Source organism: Arthrobacter ramosus (assembly GCF_039535095.1).
GTDB classification, from domain to species: domain Bacteria; phylum Actinomycetota; class Actinomycetes; order Actinomycetales; family Micrococcaceae; genus Arthrobacter; species Arthrobacter ramosus.
This window is the reverse complement of sequence record NZ_BAAAWN010000001.1, coordinates 2,371,249-2,392,903: the sequence shown is the minus strand read 5'-3', so window position 1 is coordinate 2,392,903 and position 21,655 is coordinate 2,371,249. Positions and strand designations below refer to the sequence as shown.

General features: G+C 62.4%; 20 protein-coding genes. 10 read left to right on the top strand and 10 right to left on the bottom strand.

Features of this window, described 5'->3' with window-relative positions; all coding sequences use genetic code 11:
• The first annotated feature begins 18 nt into the window (after window positions 1-18).
• On the top strand, window positions 19-969 hold the full coding sequence (locus ABD742_RS11125) for a carbohydrate ABC transporter permease (RefSeq protein ID WP_234753627.1): 951 nt from the start codon (window positions 19-21) through the stop codon (window positions 967-969).
• On the top strand, window positions 966-1,820 hold the full coding sequence (locus ABD742_RS11120; RefSeq protein WP_234753628.1) for a carbohydrate ABC transporter permease: 855 nt from the start codon (window positions 966-968) through the stop codon (window positions 1,818-1,820). The genes ABD742_RS11125 and ABD742_RS11120 overlap by 4 nt, the downstream gene beginning before the upstream one ends.
• A 183-nt stretch (window positions 1,821-2,003) precedes the next feature.
• Here the strand turns inward: ABD742_RS11120 and ABD742_RS11115 are convergent, their stop codons facing one another.
• Both ABD742_RS11115 and ABD742_RS11110 read right to left on the bottom strand, forming a co-directional pair.
• Window positions 2,004-2,972 carry a LysR family transcriptional regulator gene (locus ABD742_RS11115; RefSeq protein ID WP_234753629.1) on the bottom strand — a complete coding sequence of 323 codons (969 nt, stop codon included), beginning with the start codon at window positions 2,970-2,972 and terminating at the stop codon, window positions 2,004-2,006.
• Between the two features lie 9 nt (window positions 2,973-2,981).
• Window positions 2,982-4,403 carry an aspartate ammonia-lyase gene (locus ABD742_RS11110; protein WP_308193885.1) on the bottom strand — a complete coding sequence of 474 codons (1,422 nt, stop codon included), beginning with the start codon at window positions 4,401-4,403 and terminating at the stop codon, window positions 2,982-2,984.
• A gap of 309 nt (window positions 4,404-4,712) precedes the next feature.
• Between ABD742_RS11110 and hisD the strand changes: the two genes are divergently transcribed.
• A complete protein-coding gene (hisD, locus tag ABD742_RS11105; protein WP_234753630.1) occupies window positions 4,713-6,011 on the top strand; it encodes a histidinol dehydrogenase in 1,299 nt (432 codons plus the stop codon).
• Window positions 6,012-6,139: 128 nt separating this feature from the next.
• On the top strand, window positions 6,140-8,404 hold the full coding sequence (gene treS, locus ABD742_RS11100; RefSeq protein WP_234753631.1) for a maltose alpha-D-glucosyltransferase: 2,265 nt from the start codon (window positions 6,140-6,142) through the stop codon (window positions 8,402-8,404).
• A 351-nt stretch (window positions 8,405-8,755) separates the two neighbouring features.
• Here the strand turns inward: treS and ABD742_RS11095 are convergent, their stop codons facing one another.
• A complete protein-coding gene (locus tag ABD742_RS11095; RefSeq protein ID WP_234753632.1) occupies window positions 8,756-9,649 on the bottom strand; it encodes a LysR family transcriptional regulator in 894 nt (297 codons plus the stop codon).
• 149 nt (window positions 9,650-9,798) lie between these two features.
• On the opposite strand from ABD742_RS11095, the gene ABD742_RS11090 reads away from it, so the two are divergent.
• From ABD742_RS11090 to ABD742_RS11080, 3 genes are all read left to right on the top strand, one after another.
• Window positions 9,799-10,959 (top strand): iron-containing alcohol dehydrogenase, encoded by a 1,161-nt coding sequence (locus tag ABD742_RS11090; RefSeq protein WP_234753633.1) that lies wholly within the window; start codon window positions 9,799-9,801, stop codon window positions 10,957-10,959.
• A 94-nt stretch (window positions 10,960-11,053) separates the two neighbouring features.
• Window positions 11,054-12,547: a CoA-acylating methylmalonate-semialdehyde dehydrogenase gene (locus ABD742_RS11085; RefSeq protein WP_344787925.1), complete on the top strand. Its 1,494-nt coding sequence runs from the start codon at window positions 11,054-11,056 to the stop codon at window positions 12,545-12,547.
• 135 nt (window positions 12,548-12,682) lie between these two features.
• Window positions 12,683-13,696, top strand: a complete 1,014-nt coding sequence (locus ABD742_RS11080) for a Gfo/Idh/MocA family protein (RefSeq protein ID WP_234754522.1) — start codon at window positions 12,683-12,685, stop codon at window positions 13,694-13,696.
• Here ABD742_RS11080 and ABD742_RS11075 read toward each other — a convergent pair whose 3' ends face one another.
• The 4 genes from ABD742_RS11075 to ABD742_RS11060 form a co-directional block, all read right to left on the bottom strand.
• Window positions 13,697-14,485, bottom strand: coding sequence for an MFS transporter (locus tag ABD742_RS11075; protein WP_308193905.1), 789 nt, complete (start codon window positions 14,483-14,485; stop codon window positions 13,697-13,699).
• Complete coding sequence (locus ABD742_RS11070; protein ID WP_268819656.1) at window positions 14,473-14,964, bottom strand: MFS transporter; 492 nt, start codon at window positions 14,962-14,964, stop codon at window positions 14,473-14,475. Before ABD742_RS11070 ends, ABD742_RS11075 begins: the two co-directional genes overlap by 13 nt.
• Window positions 14,965-15,140: 176 nt before the next feature.
• Window positions 15,141-15,758, bottom strand: coding sequence for a TetR/AcrR family transcriptional regulator (locus ABD742_RS11065; RefSeq protein WP_234754524.1), 618 nt, complete (start codon window positions 15,756-15,758; stop codon window positions 15,141-15,143).
• Between the two features lie 48 nt (window positions 15,759-15,806).
• Window positions 15,807-16,925 carry an alanine racemase gene (locus tag ABD742_RS11060; RefSeq protein ID WP_234754526.1) on the bottom strand — a complete coding sequence of 373 codons (1,119 nt, stop codon included), beginning with the start codon at window positions 16,923-16,925 and terminating at the stop codon, window positions 15,807-15,809.
• Window positions 16,926-17,149: 224 nt separating this feature from the next.
• Between ABD742_RS11060 and ABD742_RS11055 the strand changes: the two genes are divergently transcribed.
• Window positions 17,150-17,455, top strand: a complete 306-nt coding sequence (locus tag ABD742_RS11055; protein ID WP_234754528.1) for a hypothetical protein — start codon at window positions 17,150-17,152, stop codon at window positions 17,453-17,455.
• Window positions 17,456-17,479: 24 nt separating this feature from the next.
• Window positions 17,480-17,941: a GyrI-like domain-containing protein gene (locus ABD742_RS11050; RefSeq protein ID WP_234754530.1), complete on the top strand. Its 462-nt coding sequence runs from the start codon at window positions 17,480-17,482 to the stop codon at window positions 17,939-17,941.
• Between the two features lie 9 nt (window positions 17,942-17,950).
• On the opposite strand, the gene ABD742_RS11045 is transcribed toward ABD742_RS11050, so the two are convergent.
• A complete protein-coding gene (locus ABD742_RS11045) occupies window positions 17,951-18,853 on the bottom strand; it encodes an alpha/beta fold hydrolase (RefSeq protein WP_234754532.1) in 903 nt (300 codons plus the stop codon).
• 108 nt (window positions 18,854-18,961) lie between these two features.
• Window positions 18,962-19,657 (bottom strand): maleylpyruvate isomerase family mycothiol-dependent enzyme, encoded by a 696-nt coding sequence (locus tag ABD742_RS11040; RefSeq protein ID WP_234754534.1) that lies wholly within the window; start codon window positions 19,655-19,657, stop codon window positions 18,962-18,964.
• On the opposite strand from ABD742_RS11040, the gene ABD742_RS11035 reads away from it, so the two are divergent.
• Complete coding sequence (locus ABD742_RS11035; RefSeq protein ID WP_344787922.1) at window positions 19,658-20,251, top strand: MarR family winged helix-turn-helix transcriptional regulator; 594 nt, start codon at window positions 19,658-19,660, stop codon at window positions 20,249-20,251.
• Here ABD742_RS11035 and ABD742_RS11030 read toward each other — a convergent pair.
• Window positions 20,136-21,590 (bottom strand): glycosyltransferase 87 family protein, encoded by a 1,455-nt coding sequence (locus tag ABD742_RS11030; protein ID WP_234754536.1) that lies wholly within the window; start codon window positions 21,588-21,590, stop codon window positions 20,136-20,138. The genes ABD742_RS11035 and ABD742_RS11030 overlap by 116 nt on opposite strands.
• Between the last annotated feature and the right edge of the window lie 65 nt (window positions 21,591-21,655).

The window sequence follows — 21,655 nt, the reverse complement described above, 5'->3', positions numbered from 1 at the left end:
CGAAAGCCGTCACACACCATGAGCACCTCCGTTCGCCGCACTGAACTACCCTTGACGGTGAGGACGCCGACCCACGAACCGCGGAACCGCCGCCGAAGGAGCAGTCCCGGCCGCGCGCCTGCAACCAAGCTCTTCCTGATCTTGCCGTCAGTCGTCATTCTCATCCTCACGAACGCGTACCCGATCGCCTACGCAGCCTTTCAGGCCCTGCACAACGGGAGCCTGATCTCACCAGGGGAATTTGTCGGCGTCGACAACTTCGCAAAAGTCCTGGCCGATCCTGCCTTCTGGCGAGCCGCTGGATTTACCGCTGTCTTCGCGGTCGCAGGCGTCTTCGGAAGCTGGATCATCGGGATTGCAATCGCGCTCCTGCTCCGCACCCGGATTCCTGCCAAAGGGCTCCTTAAGACAATTCTCCTGCTTCCGTGGGTTGTGCCTATTGTCGTCTCGGCCATGTCCTGGAATTGGCTCATAGGAACGAGTTCCAGCCCTGTCCCCACGATCATCCACGCGCTAGGCTTCGGGGACGCCATCTTCCTCTCCGATCCGCTTGGCGCCCAGATCACGGTCTGCCTGTTCGAGATCTGGGTGAACTTCCCGTTCATGATGCTCATGATGAGCGCGGCTCTGAGCTCCGTAGATGAAAGTATCTACGAGGCCGCCAAGATCGACGGCGCCAGCGCCCGGCAACAGTTCCGTTACATGACACTTCCAATCATCGCGAAGCCCACGTACATCTCCTGGGTCTTGATGGCGATCTTCTGCGTCAACGACTTCCCGACCGTGTATCTCCTCACCCACGGCGGCCCGGTCGGCGCGACGAACACCCTGGTTGTTCTGGCCTACAAGACCGTATTCCAGAACTTCCAGACAGGCCCGGGCGTTGCCATCGCCTTCCTCATGACCCTTGCATTGGCCATCGTGGCCGTGCTGCTCTTCCGACAGATCCGAAAGTCGACCTCACAATGACCACTGCAACACTCAGAACCAAGATCGCAACACCACGGCGGTCCGTCGAAGCAGGAAGTCGCGGGCAATGGCTGCGCTTTGCGATCCTTGTCGCACTAGCGGCATTCGCCCTCATCCCCATTGCGGGAACCGTTGGCCTCTCGCTTAGGGCGAACAATGGGACGGGCTCCCTCACTCTGGATAACTTCGCCCACGTGCTGAGTAGCAGCGGCACGGTCGCCTGGCTGGTCAACAGTCTCCAGGTTGCATTGGCGACAGTCGTGGTGTCGGTAGCAGTCGCGGCACCGGCCGGCTATGTCCTATCGCGAGGGAGGGGCCGGCTCGTCGGAGGCTATTCCCTCCTGCTCTTCGTCGTACAGGCCTTGCCTGTGATCACGTCTGTGATTCCGTTGTTCATCCTCTTCTCCCACATCGGTCTTGCTGACAACCTCGTCGGGATCACGATTCTGTATGTCGCGAGTTCCATGTCCGTGGCAACCTGGATGATGGCCTCCTACATGGACGGGATCCCTGGGAGCCTCGAAGAGGCGGCATGGATCGATGGAGCATCGGTGTTCAAAGGGTTCCTTCACATCGTGCTCCGGAACTCACTGCCAGGTGTACTCTCGACCGCCATCTTTACTTTCCTGATGGCCTGGAACGACTACCTTGTCGCATCGATCTTCCTCCGCTCAGCAGGAACCTTCACGCTCCCGATCGGCGTCCAGACCTTCTTTCAGCAGCACTCGACCGATTGGGGATCAGTTATGGCGGTTGCCGTCATCATGCTGCTGCCACCCACGATCATCTTCGCGACGCTGAACAAGTTCTTCAGCGTCGGAGGTGTCGCGGGATCATTGGCAGGTCAGTAGAAGTTCCCGGCACTTTTCGCGGAGGCCGGCCGGGTGACACCCGGCCCGCGCCACGTTCCTACAAAATTTGCCTTGGTCCGAAGGCGAAGTGGTCGGCATCTGGGAGATGCCGGCCACTTCTATTCCTGAAAGAAACGATATCGGCGGGGGAGAAGCAAGACCTGGACCCGACAGACTTTGTCGTCAGTGACTCTCCGTCAGAAACGCTTCAATGTCGTGCGCCCCGTTGAGTATTTCGGCAGTGCCATGGTCCGAGGTCTGGTGGTCAATAAGCGCTGAATGTGCCAAACGGGCCATCTCCTTGGTCGGGGGGGAGAGAAGCTGCCCGTGTCGCTTGATGAGTGCCAGAGTGTCGAACATCGGCTCAGCCAAGGAGACAGCTTGCAGCCCGCGCGGGAAGACCTCCGACTCAAGCGAAGCCCTGCAGGCGATGGTGTCACCGAATCCGTCGGCGGCCAGTGAAAGTGCGGCTGACAGATATTCGACTTCAATGCCTGCATTAAGCGATAAACCACGCAGCCGAGCCCGGGCAGAGAGTTGCTTTCGGGCCGGATCTGTCTGGGCGTAGTGGGCGTCGTAGAGGATCAGGGGAGCGCTGCAGATCGCAGCGATATCAGGGGGTGTCTGAACACGTTCCGGAACGGCGCTGACGTAAACCACCTCATCCCGGGCCAGGGGGAGTACGTCCAGCCGGTCGTCATCAATCGGCAAAGTGACCAGGCCCGCTTCAAGATGTCCCGAAACTACATCACTGACAGTTTCGGCGCTATTCTGCCCCACGAGACGGATACGTACATTCGGGTGTTTCTCGCGAAAGCGCTTGGCCAGATCCTGACGGATGTAGAACTCTGCATTTCGCAGGAGCCCGAACGTTGCGGTGCCACCGCCCAGAGAAAGCAGGGCGTTCACTGCTTCGGTGCCCTGCTTGGCGGAGAAAACGGTCTGCTCCGCGTAAGGTAGCAGTTCCTCCCCGGCCGCCGTGAGCACGAGCGCCCGGCCACTGCGGTTGAACAGTGGCACGCCAAACTCTGATTCCAGCCGGCGGATGAGGTCCGACACCGCCGGTTGGCTCATGCCCAATTCGGCCGCGGCAGCCGTGAAAGTCTGTCCGCTGGCTGCTGCCACAAATGCTTCAAGTTGGGCCAAGGTCATAAGTCAATCCTATAGCTCACGGGTAGATGATGCTCTATCGCTCCTTGGGGAGATGCCACCGCCGGCGATTGCCTGTGGATGAAGTAGCCGGCCCAGGAGTTCCGGGTCGAGGAGTTCCCTGTCCAACACGAGATCAACAACGGCCCTGCCAGTGCGCAGCGCTTCAGCGGCAATCTCCCCGGACATGTGGTAGCCCAGATAGGGGCTTAGAGCCGTGACGATGCCGATGCTCCGCGCGACATGGTCTTGAAGTGCTTGTTCGTTGGCTGTGATTCCGTCGATGCAGGCGTCCGCGAGCGTGTTTGCCGCTATCCGGAGGTGGTTGATGCTTCGAAACAGGCTCGAGGCTATGATCGGCTCAAAGGCGTTCAGTTGCAGCTGTCCTGCTTCCGCTGCGAGGGATATCGTTACGTCGGCGCCGATGATCTCAAATGCCACTTGGTTGACCAGTTCAGGGATGACCGGGTTCACTTTCCCGGGCATGATGCTGGAACCGGCTTGTCGAGCGGGAAGGTTGATCTCGCCGAACCCGGCGCGAGGTCCGGAAGACAGGAGGCGAAGGTCGTTGCTGATCTTGGACAACTTCACGGCTGCCCTCTTCACGGCGGCGGAAATCAGAACGAAGACGCCGCAGTCCTGAGTAGCTTCCACAAGGTCGGGGCTGGTTGTCACGGGCAATCCTGTGACCGCCATAAGCTGTTCTCGAACTATCGACGCGTAGCGGGGATGTGTGTTCAATCCGGTACCGATCGCCGTCGCCCCGAGGTTGATTTCGTGCAGATGCACCACCGCCTCTGTCAGCCGCGCAACGTCCTCTCTGATGGTGACGGCATAGCTTCTGAACTCCTGGCCCAATGTCATGGGTACCGCGTCCTGCAGTTGCGTTCGCCCCATCTTCACAATGTGGTCAAACTCCCGCGCCTTTCGTTCACACGCTGCCTGAAACCTCTCGAGTGCACCGACGAGGCCCTGGCAGCCGTGGATAGTGGCAAGTTTCAACGCGGTTGGATAGACGTCGTTCGTCGACTGGCCCATGTTGACGTGTTCGTTGGGGCTGACGAGACCGTAAGAGCCTCTTGGTTCGTTAAGGTGCTCCAACGCGCGATTGGCGATGACCTCGTTGGCGTTCATGTTCGTTGAGGTTCCGGCGCCTCCCTGGATCAGGGGAACGGGAAACTGGTCGTGTAACCCGCCCGATCGCAAGTCCCGGCAAGCGGCAACGATGGCGCCGCCCACGTTCGGGTCCAGCAATCCGAGTTCCATATTGGCTTTTGCCGCCGATTCCTTGACTGCTGCGATGGCGCTGACGAGACCGGGCGTACTGCCTACCGTTTCCCCGCCCAGTTGGAAGTTCTCCATCGCCCTGAGCGTGTGGATTCCCCAATACGCCTCGGCGGGGACCTCGCGGACACCCAACAAATCTCGCTCCACGCGCGTTCGCTGTTCATGATCGATGATCCGTCACCTAACTCCGAGAGTGGCTGTTACTGGCCGTCACGAGTCCAGGGCCGAATGCCAAGCCCGGAACAGACCCGCAGCAGCTCATAAGTGAACCTTTTGATATATCAAAAAAGACTAGCATTTCCTTTGCTAGGATGCTACTGTCGAGCATCGAAAGATAAGTAAATACTTTCCTATATGCCCTTAACCAAAGCGTAATGCTATGGTTGAGTGGTTTCCAAGTAACGAGGAGCACACGCACTACCTGCGCTCTGGCTCCAGCAACGAAAGAGAAAACCATTGCGCACTTCCCTCAAGAATGCTGACGTCACCATCTCGGACCCCACCTCGTCTTCAGGCGTGAGGGAAACAGTCGAAACGGTCATCGCGGACGTTCGCGAACGCGGCGACGAGGCCGTTCGGTCCTACTCCGAGAAGTTTGACAAGTGGTCCCCCAAATCGTTCCTGCTCTCCCAGGATGAGATTGATGCCGCTATCGCCCGGCTCCCGGAGCAGACGGTTGAAGACATCAAGACTGTCCAGCGCAACGTCGAAAGGTTCGCCCGCCTGCAGCTCGAGTCACTGACAGAGTTCGAAGCGGAAGTCGAACCCGGCGTCATCCTCGGCCAGAAGAACATTCCGATCGACGCCGTAGGTGCCTACGTTCCTGGTGGTCGTTACCCGCTTCTGGCCTCAGCCCATATGACGATCGTGACCGCAAAGGTTGCCGGCGTCCGTAGGGTCGCCGCCGCCACTCCAGCGGCCGGGGGAGTGGTGCCCGATGCCTCGATTGCAGCCATGCACTTCGCAGGAGCAGACGAAATCTACCTGCTCGGCGGGGTCCAGGCCGTCGCAGCCCTGGCCGTCGGCACCGAGACAATCGCACCCGTGGATTTTCTTGCCGGCCCCGGCAACGCCTACGTCGCGGAGGCCAAGCGACAGCTGTTTGGTGAAGTTGGCATCGATCTCTTCGCAGGCCCCACCGAAGTTCTCATCGTCGCCGACGAGACGGCCGATCCCTTCTTGATCGCAGTTGACTTGCTGAGCCAGGCCGAACACGGTCCCGACTCTCCTGCGATTCTTGTCACGACCTCGCAAGAGGTCGGACAACAGGTGCTCGAAGAAATCGACCGTCAACTGCTTGGCTTGTCGACCCGCGCAGTCGCAGAAGTGGCTTGGCGCGACCACGGCCAGGTGATTCTGGTCGATGACCTCAAAGAGGCCTACGCCGTCGCCGACGAATTTGCCAGCGAACATGTGCAGATCCTGACGGCCAACCCCCGCGAAGCACTGGACAGCATGATCAACTATGGAGCGCTGTTCCTGGGCGAAAATACCTGTGTTTCTTTCGGTGACAAGGTCATCGGCACCAACCACGTCCTTCCGACCCGCCACGCAGCCCGATACACCGGTGGACTGTGGGTCGGGAAATACATCAAGACCGTGACCTACCAGGAGATAACTTCGGCCGCAGCCAGTGCCGAACTTGGCGAACTACTCGGTAGGGCGGCCCGGGCAGAGAACTTCGAAGGCCATGCACGCTCCGGGGACATCAGGGCCGCGCGCCTTGCAGGAGAACGGCCGGCCTGGGCTTCCTAGTCATAAGGCGGTGGAGCGCTAACCGCTCGCGCTCCACCGCGCGGTTCGTCGAGGCGATGGTCTAGTGCGGACACTTCGCCTAGGCTAACGGCCACAGCAAAGTCTGGAAGGGACGAGGACACCTGCAAATGAACACTCCGGAATCCATAAGCCGTGAATCAGCGGAAGATCCGAGCGACGACCAGGCCGTGACTGCAGCCTTGTCTGAGATTACCTACGATGAGCAGTTCTATCCTGCCCGCCCCCGTCAGCTTCGTCCCAAGGCCCGCCGTCGCCAAATGCTGGATGAAGGCCGACCGCCGTTTGACCCGGATGCGCGGAACGCCGTCTATGTTGAGTGGCTGAGAAACCAATCCATGCTCGGCGACGCAGACGCCATGTCAAGGCAGCTGTCAGGTCAGGCGAGCATGTGGCAAAAACCGTTCGCACATCCAAGTCCCCGCTCAGCCCTGGACAGGGCGTCCGTATGGTTCACCGCGTATCCCTTGTCCTTTATTACAGCTCCTGGGCAATCGTTCTTGGGTGCATTGGCGCAACCCAGTCTTTGGGATGCGTTCCAGGAAATCGGCATACATGCGCTGCACACGGGTCCCGTGAAGCGCGCCGGGGGAATCACCGGCTGGGACTACACGGCCAGCGTGGACGGACACTTCGATCGAATCAGCATGGCCATCGATCCGTCCTTCGGGACCGAAGAAGAATTCCGAGCAATGTGCCGGGCCGCCACTGATCACGGCGCAACGATCGTTGATGATATCGTTCCCGGGCATACGGGCAAGGGCCCGGACTTTCGCCTGGCGGAAATGAACTACAAAGACTATCCCGGGATCTACCATATGATCCATATCCCGGAGTCAGACTGGCATCTGCTCCCGGACGTCCCCGAAGGCAAAGACTCGGTCAACATCAGCATCGACGCCGAAAGGGCACTCCAAGAGGCCGGCTATATCATCGGCCAACTGCAGCGCGTGATCTTTTACGAACCCGACATCAAAGAGACGAACTGGAGCGCCACGCGGGCGGTTTCCGGCACGGACGGCACGATGCGCCGGTGGGTCTACTTGCACTATTTCAAAGCCGGACAGCCGTCCATCAACTGGTTGGACCCGACTTTTGCAGGCATGCGTCTTGTGATCGGCGACGCGCTCCACTCGCTGGTGGATCTTGGAACGGGCGCCTTAAGGCTGGATGCGAACGGATTCCTCGGCGTAGAGAAGAGCGCGGAGGAACTTCCCGGCTGGTCAGAGGGGCATCCCCTGTCCCAGGCCGCGAACCAGCTCATCGCGAGCATGGTGCGAAAGGTCGGAGGCTTCACTTTCCAGGAGCTCAACCTCACCATCGACGATATAAAGGAAACGTCCGTAAACGGACCCGATCTCTCCTACGACTTCGTGACCAGACCGGCCTACCACCACGCACTTGTTACCGGAAATACAGAGTTCCTTCGCCTAACACTCCGGCTGGCAATGGAGGCCGGCGTCGATCAGGCCTCCTTGGTCCATGGGCTGCAGAACCACGACGAACTGACCTATGAACTCGTCCATTTCACTACCCGGCATAAGGATGAGACCTTCAACCTCTTCGGCCAGAACCTGACCGGCGCCGGCGTCGCTGAACGGATCCAGAATGATCTCCGGGACGGCCTCACGGGAGAAGCCGCGCCGTACAACCTGCTGTTCACCACGAACGGCATCGCCTGCACCACCGCGAGCGTCATCACGGCCGCACTGGGCATTCGGGACCTCGAAACCATGACTGCCGAGCAGGTGGATCAGGTCCGCGACGTGCACCTGCTCCTATCGATGTACAACGCTCTCCAGCCCGGGGTTTTTGCTCTCTCAGGCTGGGATCTCTGCGGCGTTGTTTCCGTGGACGTCGACAAAGTGGCTCAACTAGTGTCTGCGGGTGACACCAGGTGGATCAACCGCGGTGCCCACGACCTGATGGGGGTCAACCCCGGCGCCGCCGAGTCGTCCTCCGGCCTGCCCAAGGGGAGGAGCTTGTATGGAACGCTTCCGGAGCAGCTGAAGGACGAGACGTCTTTTGCTCGAAAGTTGTCCGCCGTCCTCGCTAAACGCGAAGAGCTCCAGCTTGCGAAAGGCGAACTCATCGACGTCCCTGACGTATCGCACCCAGGGATGCTCGTCATGGTCCAGCGGCTTCCCTCAGATGCCATCGCTGTCACGGTCCTGAACTTCACCGGCGAAGGCATTTCCGGAACAGTTAACTCGGCACTTCTGACCCCCGGCGCCGAGGTAACGGATGCTTTCACCGGAGAGACTCTCAATTCAGTGGATGACCTACACAGTTTCTACTTCGACGTTCCCGCCTTCGCGGGAAGTCTACTTGTGCTTCGGGAACCCGCAGCAAAGGGCGGGGAAGAAGCGCCCTGAGGGCAGCTGAATGAGAAAAACCGGCACTGCGGCCAGTCGGCGCAAGGCGTGAAGGCGGGGTACGGGAGAACGAAAAGGGGCCACATGGGCACAAAGACTCTACGGCACCGCCGTCGTGATAAGGCATCACCCCCGCACTGGATTGAGACTGCCAGACTCTGGTTGTCACGCAGCGGCACCGGGAACCAGATCGGAGAGCCTGCACTTCGCGCTCCGTCAACGATGCTTCCAAGCGGCAGCCTATTCAGCACCATCTGCGCGGGACGCCATACCCGATTTTCAGGCACCAAATTGGAATGACCGGCAGGGGCTTGCCTGTGCACGACCTCCATCCCAGCTGCATTCGCCGGACTACCGTATCGGCTCCAGGTAGGGGTGGGAGGCTGCGAGGTCGAAGAGCGCGTTCTGGACGGCTTTTGTTCGCGCCAGACGCTGAAGTTCGCGCGGAACCGCGAGCCAGTACTTCCTGCGGAGGTGAACCGTGTCGGCAAGAATCCGCACGAGGCGCCGATCGGACTCGCCAATGAACAACGGAAGAACTGCCACTCCAAGGCCCGCAACCGTGGCCATCCACTGCCCCGTGATGTTGTTCGTTTGTATAGCGGGGCGGACTCCGGGCAGAGCCGTGTCCAGGAAGCGCAAGTCAGGAATGTCCAGAAGTGAATCCACGTAGCCGATGACCGAATGGTCTTGCAAGTCATCCACGGCTGCAATGGTTGCGTTGGTTTCCAAGTACTGCGGGGCGGCATAGAGGCCCAGCGGGTAGGCTGCCAGCGCCGTGGCCGAGACACCGCGAATGGTGGGCTCGGCCAATGAAATCCCAACGTCGAACTCTTTCGTGGCAAGCAGGTTCAAACGGGTCGCCGTCACGATCTCGATGGCAAGATCCGGATGTTTTCTTCGCAAGCCTCCAAGCCCGGGACTTAGCACGAAGGCTCCGAATCCATCCGGGGTCGCGATACGGACGGTTCCCGACAAGCGGCCTGGCTCGGATCCCAGCTCTTCTGCCGCCGCCAAGAGCGACGATTCCACAGCCTCGGCGTGAATAGCTAGCCGCTGACCGGCCTCTGTGAGCGTCCAGCCACCGGTCGATCGTACGAAGAGCCGGGAAGCCGTGGCTCGCTCAAGGTGGGAAATCCGCCGTCCGACGGTGGTGTGATCCACCCCGAGGCCTCGAGCGGCGGCTACCAGCTTCCCGGTCCGTGCAACCTCAAGAAAGAAACGTAGATCATCCGCGGAAATCACCCTCCCAGCCTATCGTGCAAATATGCACATCGAAGGGCATGTTTGCTCATTGATTCGGACTCGGAATGCATTGAGACTTGAACCGGATATTTACACGGAACCGCCTCGGATGCGCAGATGCTCGGGCGGTCGGAAAACAAAGGTGTTCCATGGTCGCAAACATCGCTCTTCCCCGAGTCATGAAGGTCGGAAGAGGTGCCGTAAATCAGGTCGGTCCCCTGCTTGAGGAACTGGGCGCAACCCGTCCGCTCATCGTTACGGATTCGTTCATGCTGACTACAGGCAGCGTTGATTCCATCATGAACTCGATCCAGCGGAGCGGTTTTGAGGCTGCGGTCTTCTCAGGCGTTGTCCCCGACCCTACGACTGCTTCCCTGACTGAGGGCGTCGCAGCTGTGCAGGACCACGAGGCTGACATCATCATCGGTCTTGGTGGTGGAAGCGCGATTGACACCGCCAAGGCCCTGGGTCTGCTCAGCCACCAAGGCGGCCAGATGCGGGATTTCAAGGCGCCCCGGAACAACAACGGACCTTCTGTTCGAGTCGTTGCGATTCCCACAACCGCGGGCAGTGGCTCGGAAGCGACTCAGTTCTCGATCATCAGCGACTCTGAGACCCGCGAGAAGATGCTCTGCGCAGGGATCTCGTTCCTTCCAGTGGCGGCAGTTATTGACTATGAGCTCACTCTCTCAATGCCGCCGCGGCTGACCGCAGATACCGGGATCGACGCCTTGACCCACGCGATAGAAGCCTACGTCAGCCGGAAAGCCAACTCCTTTTCCGAGGCCTTCGCATTGTCTGCCATTCGGGCTATCGGCCCAAACCTGCGGCGGGTCTACGCTGACGGATCGAACGCGAAAGCCAGGGAAGCCATGATGCTGGCTTCCACACAGGCAGGAATCGCCTTTTCCAACTCCAGCGTGGCCCTTGTTCATGGAATGAGTCGGCCGATCGGTGCCCACTTCCACGTGGCCCACGGTCTGGCCAATGCAATGTTGTTTCCGTCTGTCACGGAATTCTCGGTCTCTGCTGCCGCGCCAAGATACGCAGACTGCGCCAGAGCGCTTGGAATTGTGAGTTCAAGCAGTTCGGACCAATATGCCGCCGAGTCTCTGGTGGCCGAATTGCACGCCCTCAACCGCGACCTTGAGGTCCCAACACCCAAAGCCTTCGGCATCGACCGCGCAGCCTGGGAGGAAAAGATACCGCTAATGGCCGAGCAGGCGCTCGCCTCCGGTTCCCCGGGCAACAATCCTCTCGTTCCGGACGCTGAGCAGATCCAAGCCATCTACAAGGAAATCTACGCGTAACTTCCTCCGAAAAGACCGGACCAACGAACGACTGCCTGCCGGCGCTAACCCGGTACGGCCCCTCCTCACCTGAAGACTCTGAAAAGGATCCACCATGACCACCATCAAGCATTTCATCAACGGTGTTGAAACCGCCGGCTCCGGCGACCGCAGCCAGCCGGTCTACAACCCGGCCACGGGCGCCGTGACCGCGGAGCTGCGGCTCGCGAACCGGGCCGATCTGGACGCCACGGTTGCCGCGGCGAAGGCCGCGGCGGAAAAGTGGGGCGATTTCTCCCTGGCCAGGCGCACCGCCGTGTTGTTCAAGTTCCGCGAACTGGTCGCCGCGCACGTGGACGAACTCGCGGCCCTGGTCACCGCCGAGCACGGCAAGGTCATTTCCGACGCCAAGGGCGAGATCGGCCGCGGCCTGGAGGTCATCGAATTCGCCTGCGGCATCCCGACCCTGCTCAAGGGCGACTACTCGGACCAGGTCTCCACCGGCATCGACGTGTTCTCCTTCCGCGAGCCGCTCGGCGTCGTCGCCGGCATCACCCCGTTCAACTTCCCCGTCATGGTGCCGCTGTGGATGGCGCCGATGGCGATCGCCACCGGCAACGCGTTCATCCTCAAGCCCTCCGAACGCGCCCCTTCCGCCTCGATACTGCTGGCCAGGCTGTGGAAGCAGGCCGGCCTGCCCGACGGCGTGTTCCAGGTCCTGCACGGGGACAAGGAAACCGTCGACGGGCTCCTGACCCACCCGGACGTGGACGGCATCTCCTTCGTCGGCTCCACCCCGATCGCACGGTACGTCCACGAAACCGCCACGGCGCACGGCAAGCGGGTCCAGGCCCTGGGCGGGGCGAAGAACCACGCGATCATCATGCCCGACGCCGACCTGGACAACGCCGCCGACCACCTGGCCGCGGCCGCGTTCGGTTCCGCCGGCGAACGCTGCATGGCCATCTCCGTCGCGGTCGCCGTCGGCGATGCCGCCGAGCTGCTGGTCAAGAAGGTCGAGGAACGCGCCCTGGCCGTGAAGGTCAAGAACGGCACCGAGCCCGACGCCGAAATGGGACCGGTCATCACCCCGGCCTCCAAGGAACGCATCGTGCGGATCGTCACCGAAGCCGAAGCCGCCGGAGCGGCGATGGTCGTGGACGGCCGCGACCTCGTGGTCCCCGGCCACGAAGACGGCTTCTGGGTCGGCCCCACCGTGATCGACCACGTCAAGACCGGCATGAGCGCCTACACCGAGGAAATCTTCGGACCCGTCCTCGTCGTCGTCCGCGTCGAGGACCTGGACGAAGGCATCAAGCTCATCAACGCCAACCCCTACGGCAACGGCACCGCCATCTTCACCTCCTCCGGCGCGAACGCCCGCAAGTTCCAGCGCTCCGTCACCGTGGGCATGGTAGGGATCAACGTGCCCCTTCCGGTCCCCGTGGCCTACCACTCCTTCGGCGGCTGGAAGGCCTCGCTCTTCGGCGACAAGCACATCTACGGCCCCGAAGGCGTCTCCTTCTACACCCGCGGCAAGGTCGTCACCTCCCGCTGGCCCGAACCCACCCACGCCTCCGGCGCCTCCTACAACTTCCCCTCCAACTAAGTCCCCGCCACCCAACTAGCTCGCAGTAGTTGTCGTTATGAGCCCTCATAACGACAACAAATGCGAGTCAGTTGGGCCAGCCGGGCGGCCGAGACCGGCAATCCCGGCCCTTGGGCACGATAAGCAGGCAGGATAATGACCAAACGACTGATCTGGGGGCTTGTGGGTGCCAGTGACATAGCTGCCACTCGAATGATCCCTGCAATTCGCCGTGTCGGCGATGTGGTGGCCAGCGTCGTCAGCGGCGACACCAACCATGCCAAGGCATACGCGGAACGCAACCGCATCGGAAGGCATCATGAGAGCCTTGACGCGCTCCTGGCGGATGCTTCCATCGATGCCGTCTACATTTCCAGCAGAAACCAGCATCACTACCGGCAAACAATCGCCGCGGCCAGCGCAGGAAAGCATGTCCTTTGTGAGAAACCCGTCGCAACGACCCTCGAAGAGGCACAAGCCATGGTGGAGGCCTGTCGCGTCCACAACGTGGTGCTGGCCGTCAATCACCATCTCCCAGCTGCCGGAACCCATCAAACTATTCGTGCGCTGGTCCTCTCAGGCGGCATTGGGCGACCGTTGAGCGTTAATGTCCGGCATTCGACCCTCCTCCCCGAACGCCTTCGCGGGTGGCGGCTTGAAAAGTCTCCGGGCGCCGGCGTCGTCATGGATTTGTCTTGTCACAATGCGTCAGTCGTCAATCCGCTACTAGGCACTCGCCCGCTCGATGTCGTTGCTTCAACCCTGTCGCAAAGTGATTGGTCTTCGGGTGTGGATGACGCTTCCAGCGCGTCCATCCGATACCACGCTGACACTTTGGTCGACTTCCAAGATTCATTCACCATGCCCTTCACGCCGTCCTTCATCCAGATCAACGGTGACCAAGGCAGCGTCCTTGGACATGACGTCATGACTCCCGAGCCGAAAGGCTCGATCGTACTCACGGATCACTCCGGCACGAGAGAGATTCCAGTTACCGAGCGTCGCCATACGTACGACATCACGCTCGAACGCTTCCGATCAGCAGTACGCGAGGGGGCACAGCCAGTTGTCGACGGCGTGGACGCCGCAAACGCATTGTCTGTCAGCCTCTCGATCCTGGAAGCAGGTAGAACGGGCGAGAGGCAACTGATTGAATTCATCACCCGATAGTTAGGGACCGTGTGCGGTGAAACTGGACATCCGCGCCAGACCGACGGCAGCGATGACGGCAAACAACGCCGGCACGAGGAACACGAGCGGGAGCCCGATGGTGGCGACTCCGAGCCCACCGGCGAGCCCGCCCATCGCCGAGCTTACGGCGGCGGAGCTCATGAAGATCGCCGAAGCTGTGGCTACCGCTGTGGGCAGCAGCCGCTGCGCGACGACGATGCCCAATGCCGCGAACACTCCCCAAACCCCGCCCATGAGGATCTGGCCGGCGAACAGTCCGAGGGCGGTGCCCGTGGTGGCGAAGCAGATGTTCGCCGCGACGCCGAATCCTGCTGCCAGGATCATCAGCCGCATCATCCCTGTTCTCCTGGCAACAAAGACAGCCAACGGCATTAGTGCGAGTTCCACGAGTGGCTGGACGCCGATAATCGCCCCGCCGAGCGCAGGAGTCAGTCGGAGCTGTTCGTTCATGTAGATCGGAAGGTAGGCGTACTTGATCGATTCGCCGGCGTACACGCACATGTAGAGCGCAGTGAACATGAGCAAGGGGGTCATCTGCCGGAGCCGGGGCTTTGCGGCACGTACAGGTAGGCTCTCCGCCCCGATGTCGACGCGAGTGCCGCGAGGTGCCGATCCCCTCGATGTCAGGAGCGGCACAATTTGGGCGAGAGTGCATAAAGCGGTCGCGAAAAGCATCACGCGAGGGCCGGCATTTGCGGCCAGGAATGACCCCGCTGCCGGCCCGATCACCCAGCCGCCGGTCAACGCCATACGTACTATGGCGACCACGCCATCATTGCCCGCCTTTGGGCGCGCACTGATCTCGTCGTGAAGGGCGGCGAACACCTGCGACGTGCGGCGCCTGCAAATCCGAGGACAATGGCACTTACGACGAACGGCATCCACAGCTGGGTCGAGAACGCGATTCCTGTCCAGCCCAGGAAACCGGCGACGGCGCACACGCGAAACAGGCCTAGGCGACGGCCCGTCCGGTCAGAGCGCGCGCCAACCAGGTATCCCGCTATCGGTGCCGTGAGGCTAGTCAGGTAGTAGAGCCCGGCAACAGTGAGTGATGCGTGGAGCTCATGGACGAGGAACGAAGCGATCTGGGGTGCCGCCGCAGAGAACCCGAGGCCTGACAGGAACATCGCAACTGTTGCCCCCCGGTAAAGGGGAGTTTCGAGGACGAGCCGGAGCGGAGTCATCCGCTCCGCCGCCGAGCCAGTAAGGACAGGGTCGGAGTCTTCGACAGCCTTCGGTGCGGTCATTCGGGGATCACAGTGCTTTCTAAGCGGCCGGGTGCGCGGGTCCGTCGATCGATCAACCCGAATTCTTCCAGTGTAAGAATATAGGACGCGGGCGCACAGGGAAACCCCGAACGGGCATGGGAATGCTTGGACATGGGGGGTGCAGATCGGGCGCATCGAGGCCCGTTTGCCGCGAGCTAACGCATCAGGGCTGGCCCAGCAGGCGGCAACAGCCGTTCCAGGATTGCCAACGAACGGTGCACGTCCACGTCGTCCGGGCTGAGCAGCCATTGCAGTTGCAAACCATCGGAAGCGGCGGCAACCAGCGCTGCAGCATCGTCGGCATCGATGTCCGCCGCGATGGATCCGGATCGCTGACCGGCCCTGACCCTTTCGGCTAGATCGGCCCGAACGCGGCGGAAACGCTCCTGGATGAAGTCCCGCGTGATCGGGTGATGGTGCTCCTGTAGCGCGTCAGTGGTCAGCGTCGCGTACAGCTCAACCAGGCCAGGAATTGCGCGGTTACGTTCGGCACTCTTTTCCATCACGGACACGGCCGAGACGTCGGCCGCATCGGACGGCTCATGAACCATGCCTTCGTGTTCTCGGTAGACCGCGACCAGGAGCTCATCGCGCGACGCAAAGTAGTATCGCAGCGCGGCGTGCGAAACGCCGATCGCAGCTCCAATCGCGCGCAACGAAGAGCCAACTCCTTGTTCGGCGAACAGTTCGATAGCGCGTAAGAGAATCTGGGCTCGTCGTTCGGGGGCTTTCCGGTATGACCGCCCACGCTCCTCGGCTTGATCGTTGGCCATCCCACCATCGTACGTGAGGTGGCAGAAGCCATCCGCTTGGAGCACGGGTTAGAAGCTTGGCCGCCAGGTCTCGACGGCGTCATCGCTGACTGCGACGACCTCGCGCCAGCGGTCGAACAGCGAGCAGGGGTGGGAGATGCCCAGGTCCACGATGTCGCCGACCTGCAGGCCCTCGGCGTCGTCCACGATGGCGTGGTGGTCGAAGAGGCGGGTCAGTGTGGCGCCTGCACCGGCAGGCAGGAGGGCCCCGTTACGGTACCGGGAGACGATCACCGGCAGGCCGGCGTCGTACGCCAGCTCGCGTTTGCCCGCGTTCAGGACCACGCGCCCGGCTTCCGGGGCGGAGATGACCAGTGCCCGCACCACGGCTGCGGCGGTGAGGCCGGGGACCGGGGATACCCGCTGGTAGGTGCCGTGATCGTGCACGACGTAGCAGCCTGAACGGAGCACGTTCACGGAGGCGTTGTGCGGCAGGAACGCGGCCGCGCGGTCCTGGAACGCGGAGCCGCCGTTGCTGAAGACCGGCAGCTCCACCTCGAAGGCGGGGTGCAGTTCATCGTAAATGTCGCGGGCCATGCGGCAGTGTGAGTCGATCCCGGCCAGGTTTTCATCCGTGCGGGTGTTCGGTGCCACACCCTCGTAGGCACTGACGCCGGCCAGCAGCAGGCCGCCGGTGGCACGGATCTGCTCGGCCAGGGGCCCGGCCTCGGCCTCGCTGCGGATCCCGGTGCGGCCGCCGGGGGTTCCGACGTCGATCAGCACGTTCAGCGGCCGGGGCGAGTCTTCGAATACCTCGGCCATGGCCCGGACGCCCGTCGCTGAATCGGCCAGGCAGTAGATCTCCAGTTCCGGTGCGGCCGCCAGCCAGGCACGCAGCTGCTCGAGGTGTCCGCGGAACAGCATCTCGTTCGCGATGAGGATCCGGGTGGCACCCCACTCGATGGCGTGGGCGGCCTGCGCGGTGGTCGCCACGGTCACGCCCCAGGAGCCTGGCAACTGCCGGCGGACGATCTCGCCTGTCATGGTGGTCTTGATGTGCGGGGCCAGCACCATGCCGCGCTCCCGTGTCCAGGCCTCTTTGATGCCGATATTGCGCTCGACGGCGGCAACGTCCAAGAGCATCTGCGGCAAGGTGTGGAGCGGGAGGGCGGGGTCAAGGTGCGGCATGCGGTGCGGTTCTTTCAGGACTGTTCGGGAAGCTGGGTACCCCGAGATCCTATCCGGGTTCAGCAATCAGCGAACCCCTGGACAGGTCGCGTCGAAAGACAAGTAGTGGCCACTCGGGCGGTTGCCGGGCGGAGTGAGTATGGTCTTCACGTGTCGGACCGTTCAGGCGCATCGTCGTGTGGCCGGCTGCCACGAGCTGAGTTCAGGCCATAGGAGGTCAAATCATGTCCGTCATCATTGCAACCAAGGTTTCCGGTGACACGAGCGTTTTCACCAAGTCGCTCGCGGAGCGCGCGGACGAATACCGCCAGTGGGGCGAGCGAGGCCGGGCGGCGGGCGCAATCCACCATCAGTTCGCGGTCGGGGACGGGTTTGTCCTCGTGGTCGATGAATGGGAATCGACAGAGGCATTCCAGAAATTTTTCGGTGATCCCGAGATCCAGGCGTTCATCGGCTCGGTCGGCGGCGATCCCAAGGTGGCCCCTGAAGTCACCATGGGGGAATCCGTCGACTCCGCGGACAAGTACTAGCTGAAGATCCGGAACGATCCCGGCATGACGGTCTCTGTCAACGTACAGACCGTTCGCCCGCGCAAGCTGGCCGCCGTCCGGCGCGAGATCGCGCCGGACGAAGTTGGCTCGGCATGGGGGCCTGCCGTGAGCAAGGTCTGGGACTTCATCCGCAGTCAGCCGGGTCTGTGGACGGGCGGCCACAACATCTTCGTCTACCACCACCCGAACAAGCCCGACGCGCCCCTTCTGTGCGACTTCGGCGTCGAAGTCACGCGCACCTTTGAAACGGCGGGCGAGGTATACGCGACTGAAACGCCCGCGGGCCAGGCTGCCGTAGCAGTCCATCTTGGGCCATACCACCGCATGCACGAGGCATACACCGCGATCGAGGAGTGGATGGCGGCGAATCACAGGGAGTCTGCCGGGCACTCCTGGGAGATCTACAGAGATCCGACACCCGATCCGGCCGACACGGAAACGACGATCGTGCACCTTTTGAAGTAGGGCACCGCTTCACCGGGACCACAGTTCGTCGAGCAGCCGTAGCACTTGATCGGGCTGCTCGATGTGGGCAAAGTGGCCGCAGCGCGGAATTGTCGCCAGCCGGGTGTGGGGGACCATAACTGCCAACCGGGCCAGATCAGACTCGGGCGTGAACACATCGCTGTCGCCGCGGATCGCCAGCACGGGGCAGAGGATACCGCGCCACCGGCCGAAATCGTAGTGGGCGGTTGCTTTGGCGGCAGCGGAGAAGCTGGCCGGCCGGGCATCGTCGCCGAGCTCGCGGAATACCGCCGGTGGAACGGCTGCCGGATCTGCGAAGAACGGGGACATCAACGTTCGCATGAGGGGTGTGGCGGCGATCGTGCGTACCAGGGCGGTTCCTGCCGGACCGAGGACCGCCATGGAGCGCATGGCCAGCAGCATGCCGGTGAACGCCGCGAATCCGCGAAGACCGCGCAACGGCGTCCGGGATGCCTCGGACACGCCGAAGGTGGTGGCTGAAATGGCGGCTATGCTGGCGGTCTGTTCCGGCCAAGCCGCGGCCATGTGCAAGGCCAGGAAGCCGCCCATGGAGTGGCCCACCAGGTTCCACCGCCGGTAGCCGAGCGCGTTCAGCACCCCGGCGACGGCGAGTCCCATCGCCTCGATGCTGAACTCTTCGAGCCGGGCACCCTTTGTGGATTCGCCCCAGCCCGGCAGGTCAATCAGGACCCGGTCTTGGGCAGGTGCCCCGGAAAGCAGTGCCTGGAAAGTGGTCCAGGATCCCGCTGCGCCGTGGATGTAGACCTCCGGGGTGCCGGACGCGCCACTCGGTCCCCGGCTACCCTCCTGGATACGCACAATGCAGGGACCCAGCTCCGTGGGAAGGACTTGCCGCCGCAACGCGGGGGCGCTTTTCTGCTGAACATTCATGGTCGCCTTCGCTCCTGCTCTCTAAGACGGGTTCGTAGCCGCAGGGGTGACGGACGGGAGCAACGACGACGGGCGGGTCCACGACGCGCATATGCCGGAACCTCGCGGTCAGGGGGTGAGGGGGCCTTGCAGAACGCGGACCGCGAGGTCTTTGTCGCCTTTGATGATCGCCGTTTCCACGAGACTTGACCGGCCCCAGAGACCCAGGTACATCCCGTGTAGCGGGGCGGTAATCGAGGCCTCGGCGGACCCTTGGCCGACCTTCCAGCTGCGGTCCCCGGGTACCTGGAAGGTCACTGCCCCTTCCGGTTGGGGCATCCGTCCCAGCCGAAGTTGTCGCGGCGTGAACACTGTCAGGATTTCGTCGATTCCGTCGAGCATGAAATCTTCTGCGAAAGAGGGGACCGCCAACCCTGATGCTTGGTACGCGTCGATGAGGTGGACGGCGTGTTCATGTGCCTGGCGCCGACGCCAGAACCCGGCTTTGCGCGGGGGTGGGCCAAAGTTCCAGCACGGTTTTTCGGGATCTAGCGCCGCCATTGTCCCGAGAAAGGCGTCCGTGCCTTCGAGGAACCACGTTACGGCTCCGGTAGCCGGTGGTGCCGATTCCTCGACGAACTTCCCCGAAAGGACTATTTCGCCTGCCCAACGTTCGATTGACCCCAGGTGCCCGAAGAGATCCTTGAGCGTCCAGTCAGGACAGGCCGGCACCGGACGAGTCAGAAGGTCCTCGGGCTGGCGTGCCAAGACGCCTAGGCGGTCCAGGCTGCTGGCCAGCTCAGTAAGAAAGCGATCCGGTGACATATGCCGAGCATAATCTGCCAGCTGGTTTCCTTGAATTCCAGCAGCGGATCTTGGTTCGAAGACGGGGCGGACGGCCACACCAACTGTGCCTCGGGTCCACCCATTCCACACAGACAAGCTGCAGATATGAAGCAGGCTTACTATGGTGGGAGTATGCCGGACTTAAACGACTGGACAACTCCACGGTTGCTCTCGACTGCAGCGCGACTGGTCGAGCATACCTGGAATGAAGAGCTTGCCGTCCTGCGCCTGACCCATGCGGGGGTCATTGCGCTGGAAGTTCTCGATGCGGAAGGGTCCATGGTGCAGGCCCGGCTTTCAGCCAAAGTCCGGGTGCAGACGCAGACCATGGGACAGACACTTTCGAGGCTGGAAGCGCACGGGCATATTACCCGGGAACGTAGCCGCCTGGATGGGCGCTCGCAGCGGGTGGCTGTTTCCGGGTTCGGCGGTCTTCGAGCGCAGCATCGACGCCCGACTACCCGATTGCCTGCTGCCGCCGTCGCCTCACTACCGTGGCAACCGCCAGGATCACGACGACGGCGCCCAGTCCCCATCGCGCCGCCAACTGGCCGTAGGGTTCGGCCCCGGTGAAATACATCAGGGCAAGCACGGGAGCGATCGCAGTGAACTCGTAGCGACGGCTCAGCACGACGAAGGGCAGAAGCAGCAGTGCGTACCAGGGGTAGCTGGGCGAGACGATCAGCAGCATTCCTCCGACCATCAAGACCTGCCCGTCCCAAGGCCGGGCGACATCGCTGGTCCGCCACACGTAAAAGGCCAGGCCGAGCAGCAGCACCAGTGCGGCCGGCCCAGCCCAACTGGCCGGGAGCACCAGCTTCAACAGGGTGAAGCGGGGGCTGTCCTGCCCGTCGTACCCCTCTGAGCGAAGGTATTCGGGCAGATAGCCCAGTACTGCCCAACCGCTGGCGAGGACATACGGTACGTACGCCACGGCAAATGTGGCAATGGCCGCGGCGACGAAGCGGACCGGCCGACGGTAGAGCAGCGCCGGGGCGCTGATGGCTGGAATGAGCTTGGTGGCCACCGCCGCGCCAAAGGCCACTCCGGAACCCAGCGTGCGCCCGCCCACCAGAAGCAGCGCTGCCGCCAAGGCCAGAGCGGCGCCCAACGCATCCACGTGCGCACCGTTGATGGCTTCAAAGGCCACCAGCGGAGACCATGCCCACCACACGGCTTGGTGTGCGGGCCTTCCGGTGCGGCGCAGGAACGCCAGCAGCGTCACCGTGATGGCGAGGCTGAGCAGCAGCCCAGCCAGCTGGAAGGCGATGAACCCCACCTCGGAACCAGGGATGAGCCGCACTGCCAGAAAATACAACTCCGCCACCGCCGGATAGACGGTGGGCACGGCAGGCCTGTTGATGGCCGTGCACAGGGTGCTGCCGCCAGGAATATTGGTGGTGGTCTCGGTACCCGTGGGGAAGGGATTGCTATGGCATGTTCCGTCCGGTCCGGCGTCCTGGAACAGCCAGGCCGGACGCAGCGGCCGCAACGCCTCGTCCGCCGGAACGTGGGCATAAGGGGAGATTCCGGCTTTCTGGACGATGCCGTCCCACGCATAGCGCGCGGAGTCGTTGCTCGTGGCCGGCGGTGCGGCGATAGCCGCGGCTCCCACCAGAAGGGCGCCCAAGAGCACGACGGCGGCCGCAAAGCGCGCCGGGATCCGGCGCGCCACCAGTGCCGCCGGGACGAAGACGGTCCAGGCCGCCAGCGTGCCAAGGGGGGACACCCACTCCGCGGACGGATCGGTAGTAACCGTCCACCAGACGACGACGGCGAGCAAAGCCACCAGGGCCAGCGCCACCACCGCAGCCGAAGTGCCGGCGTGCGACGGCCGCTTTTCCGGCGAGCGGCTTCCGACCGGCCCGGACGCGTCGCTTCCGGACGCGCGCCGGGGTGTTGATTCGCTCACCCTTTGATCCTGCATTACTTGCAGGCCGGTGGGCCATGAATCCAAAGGACCGTTTGCCTTTCGTA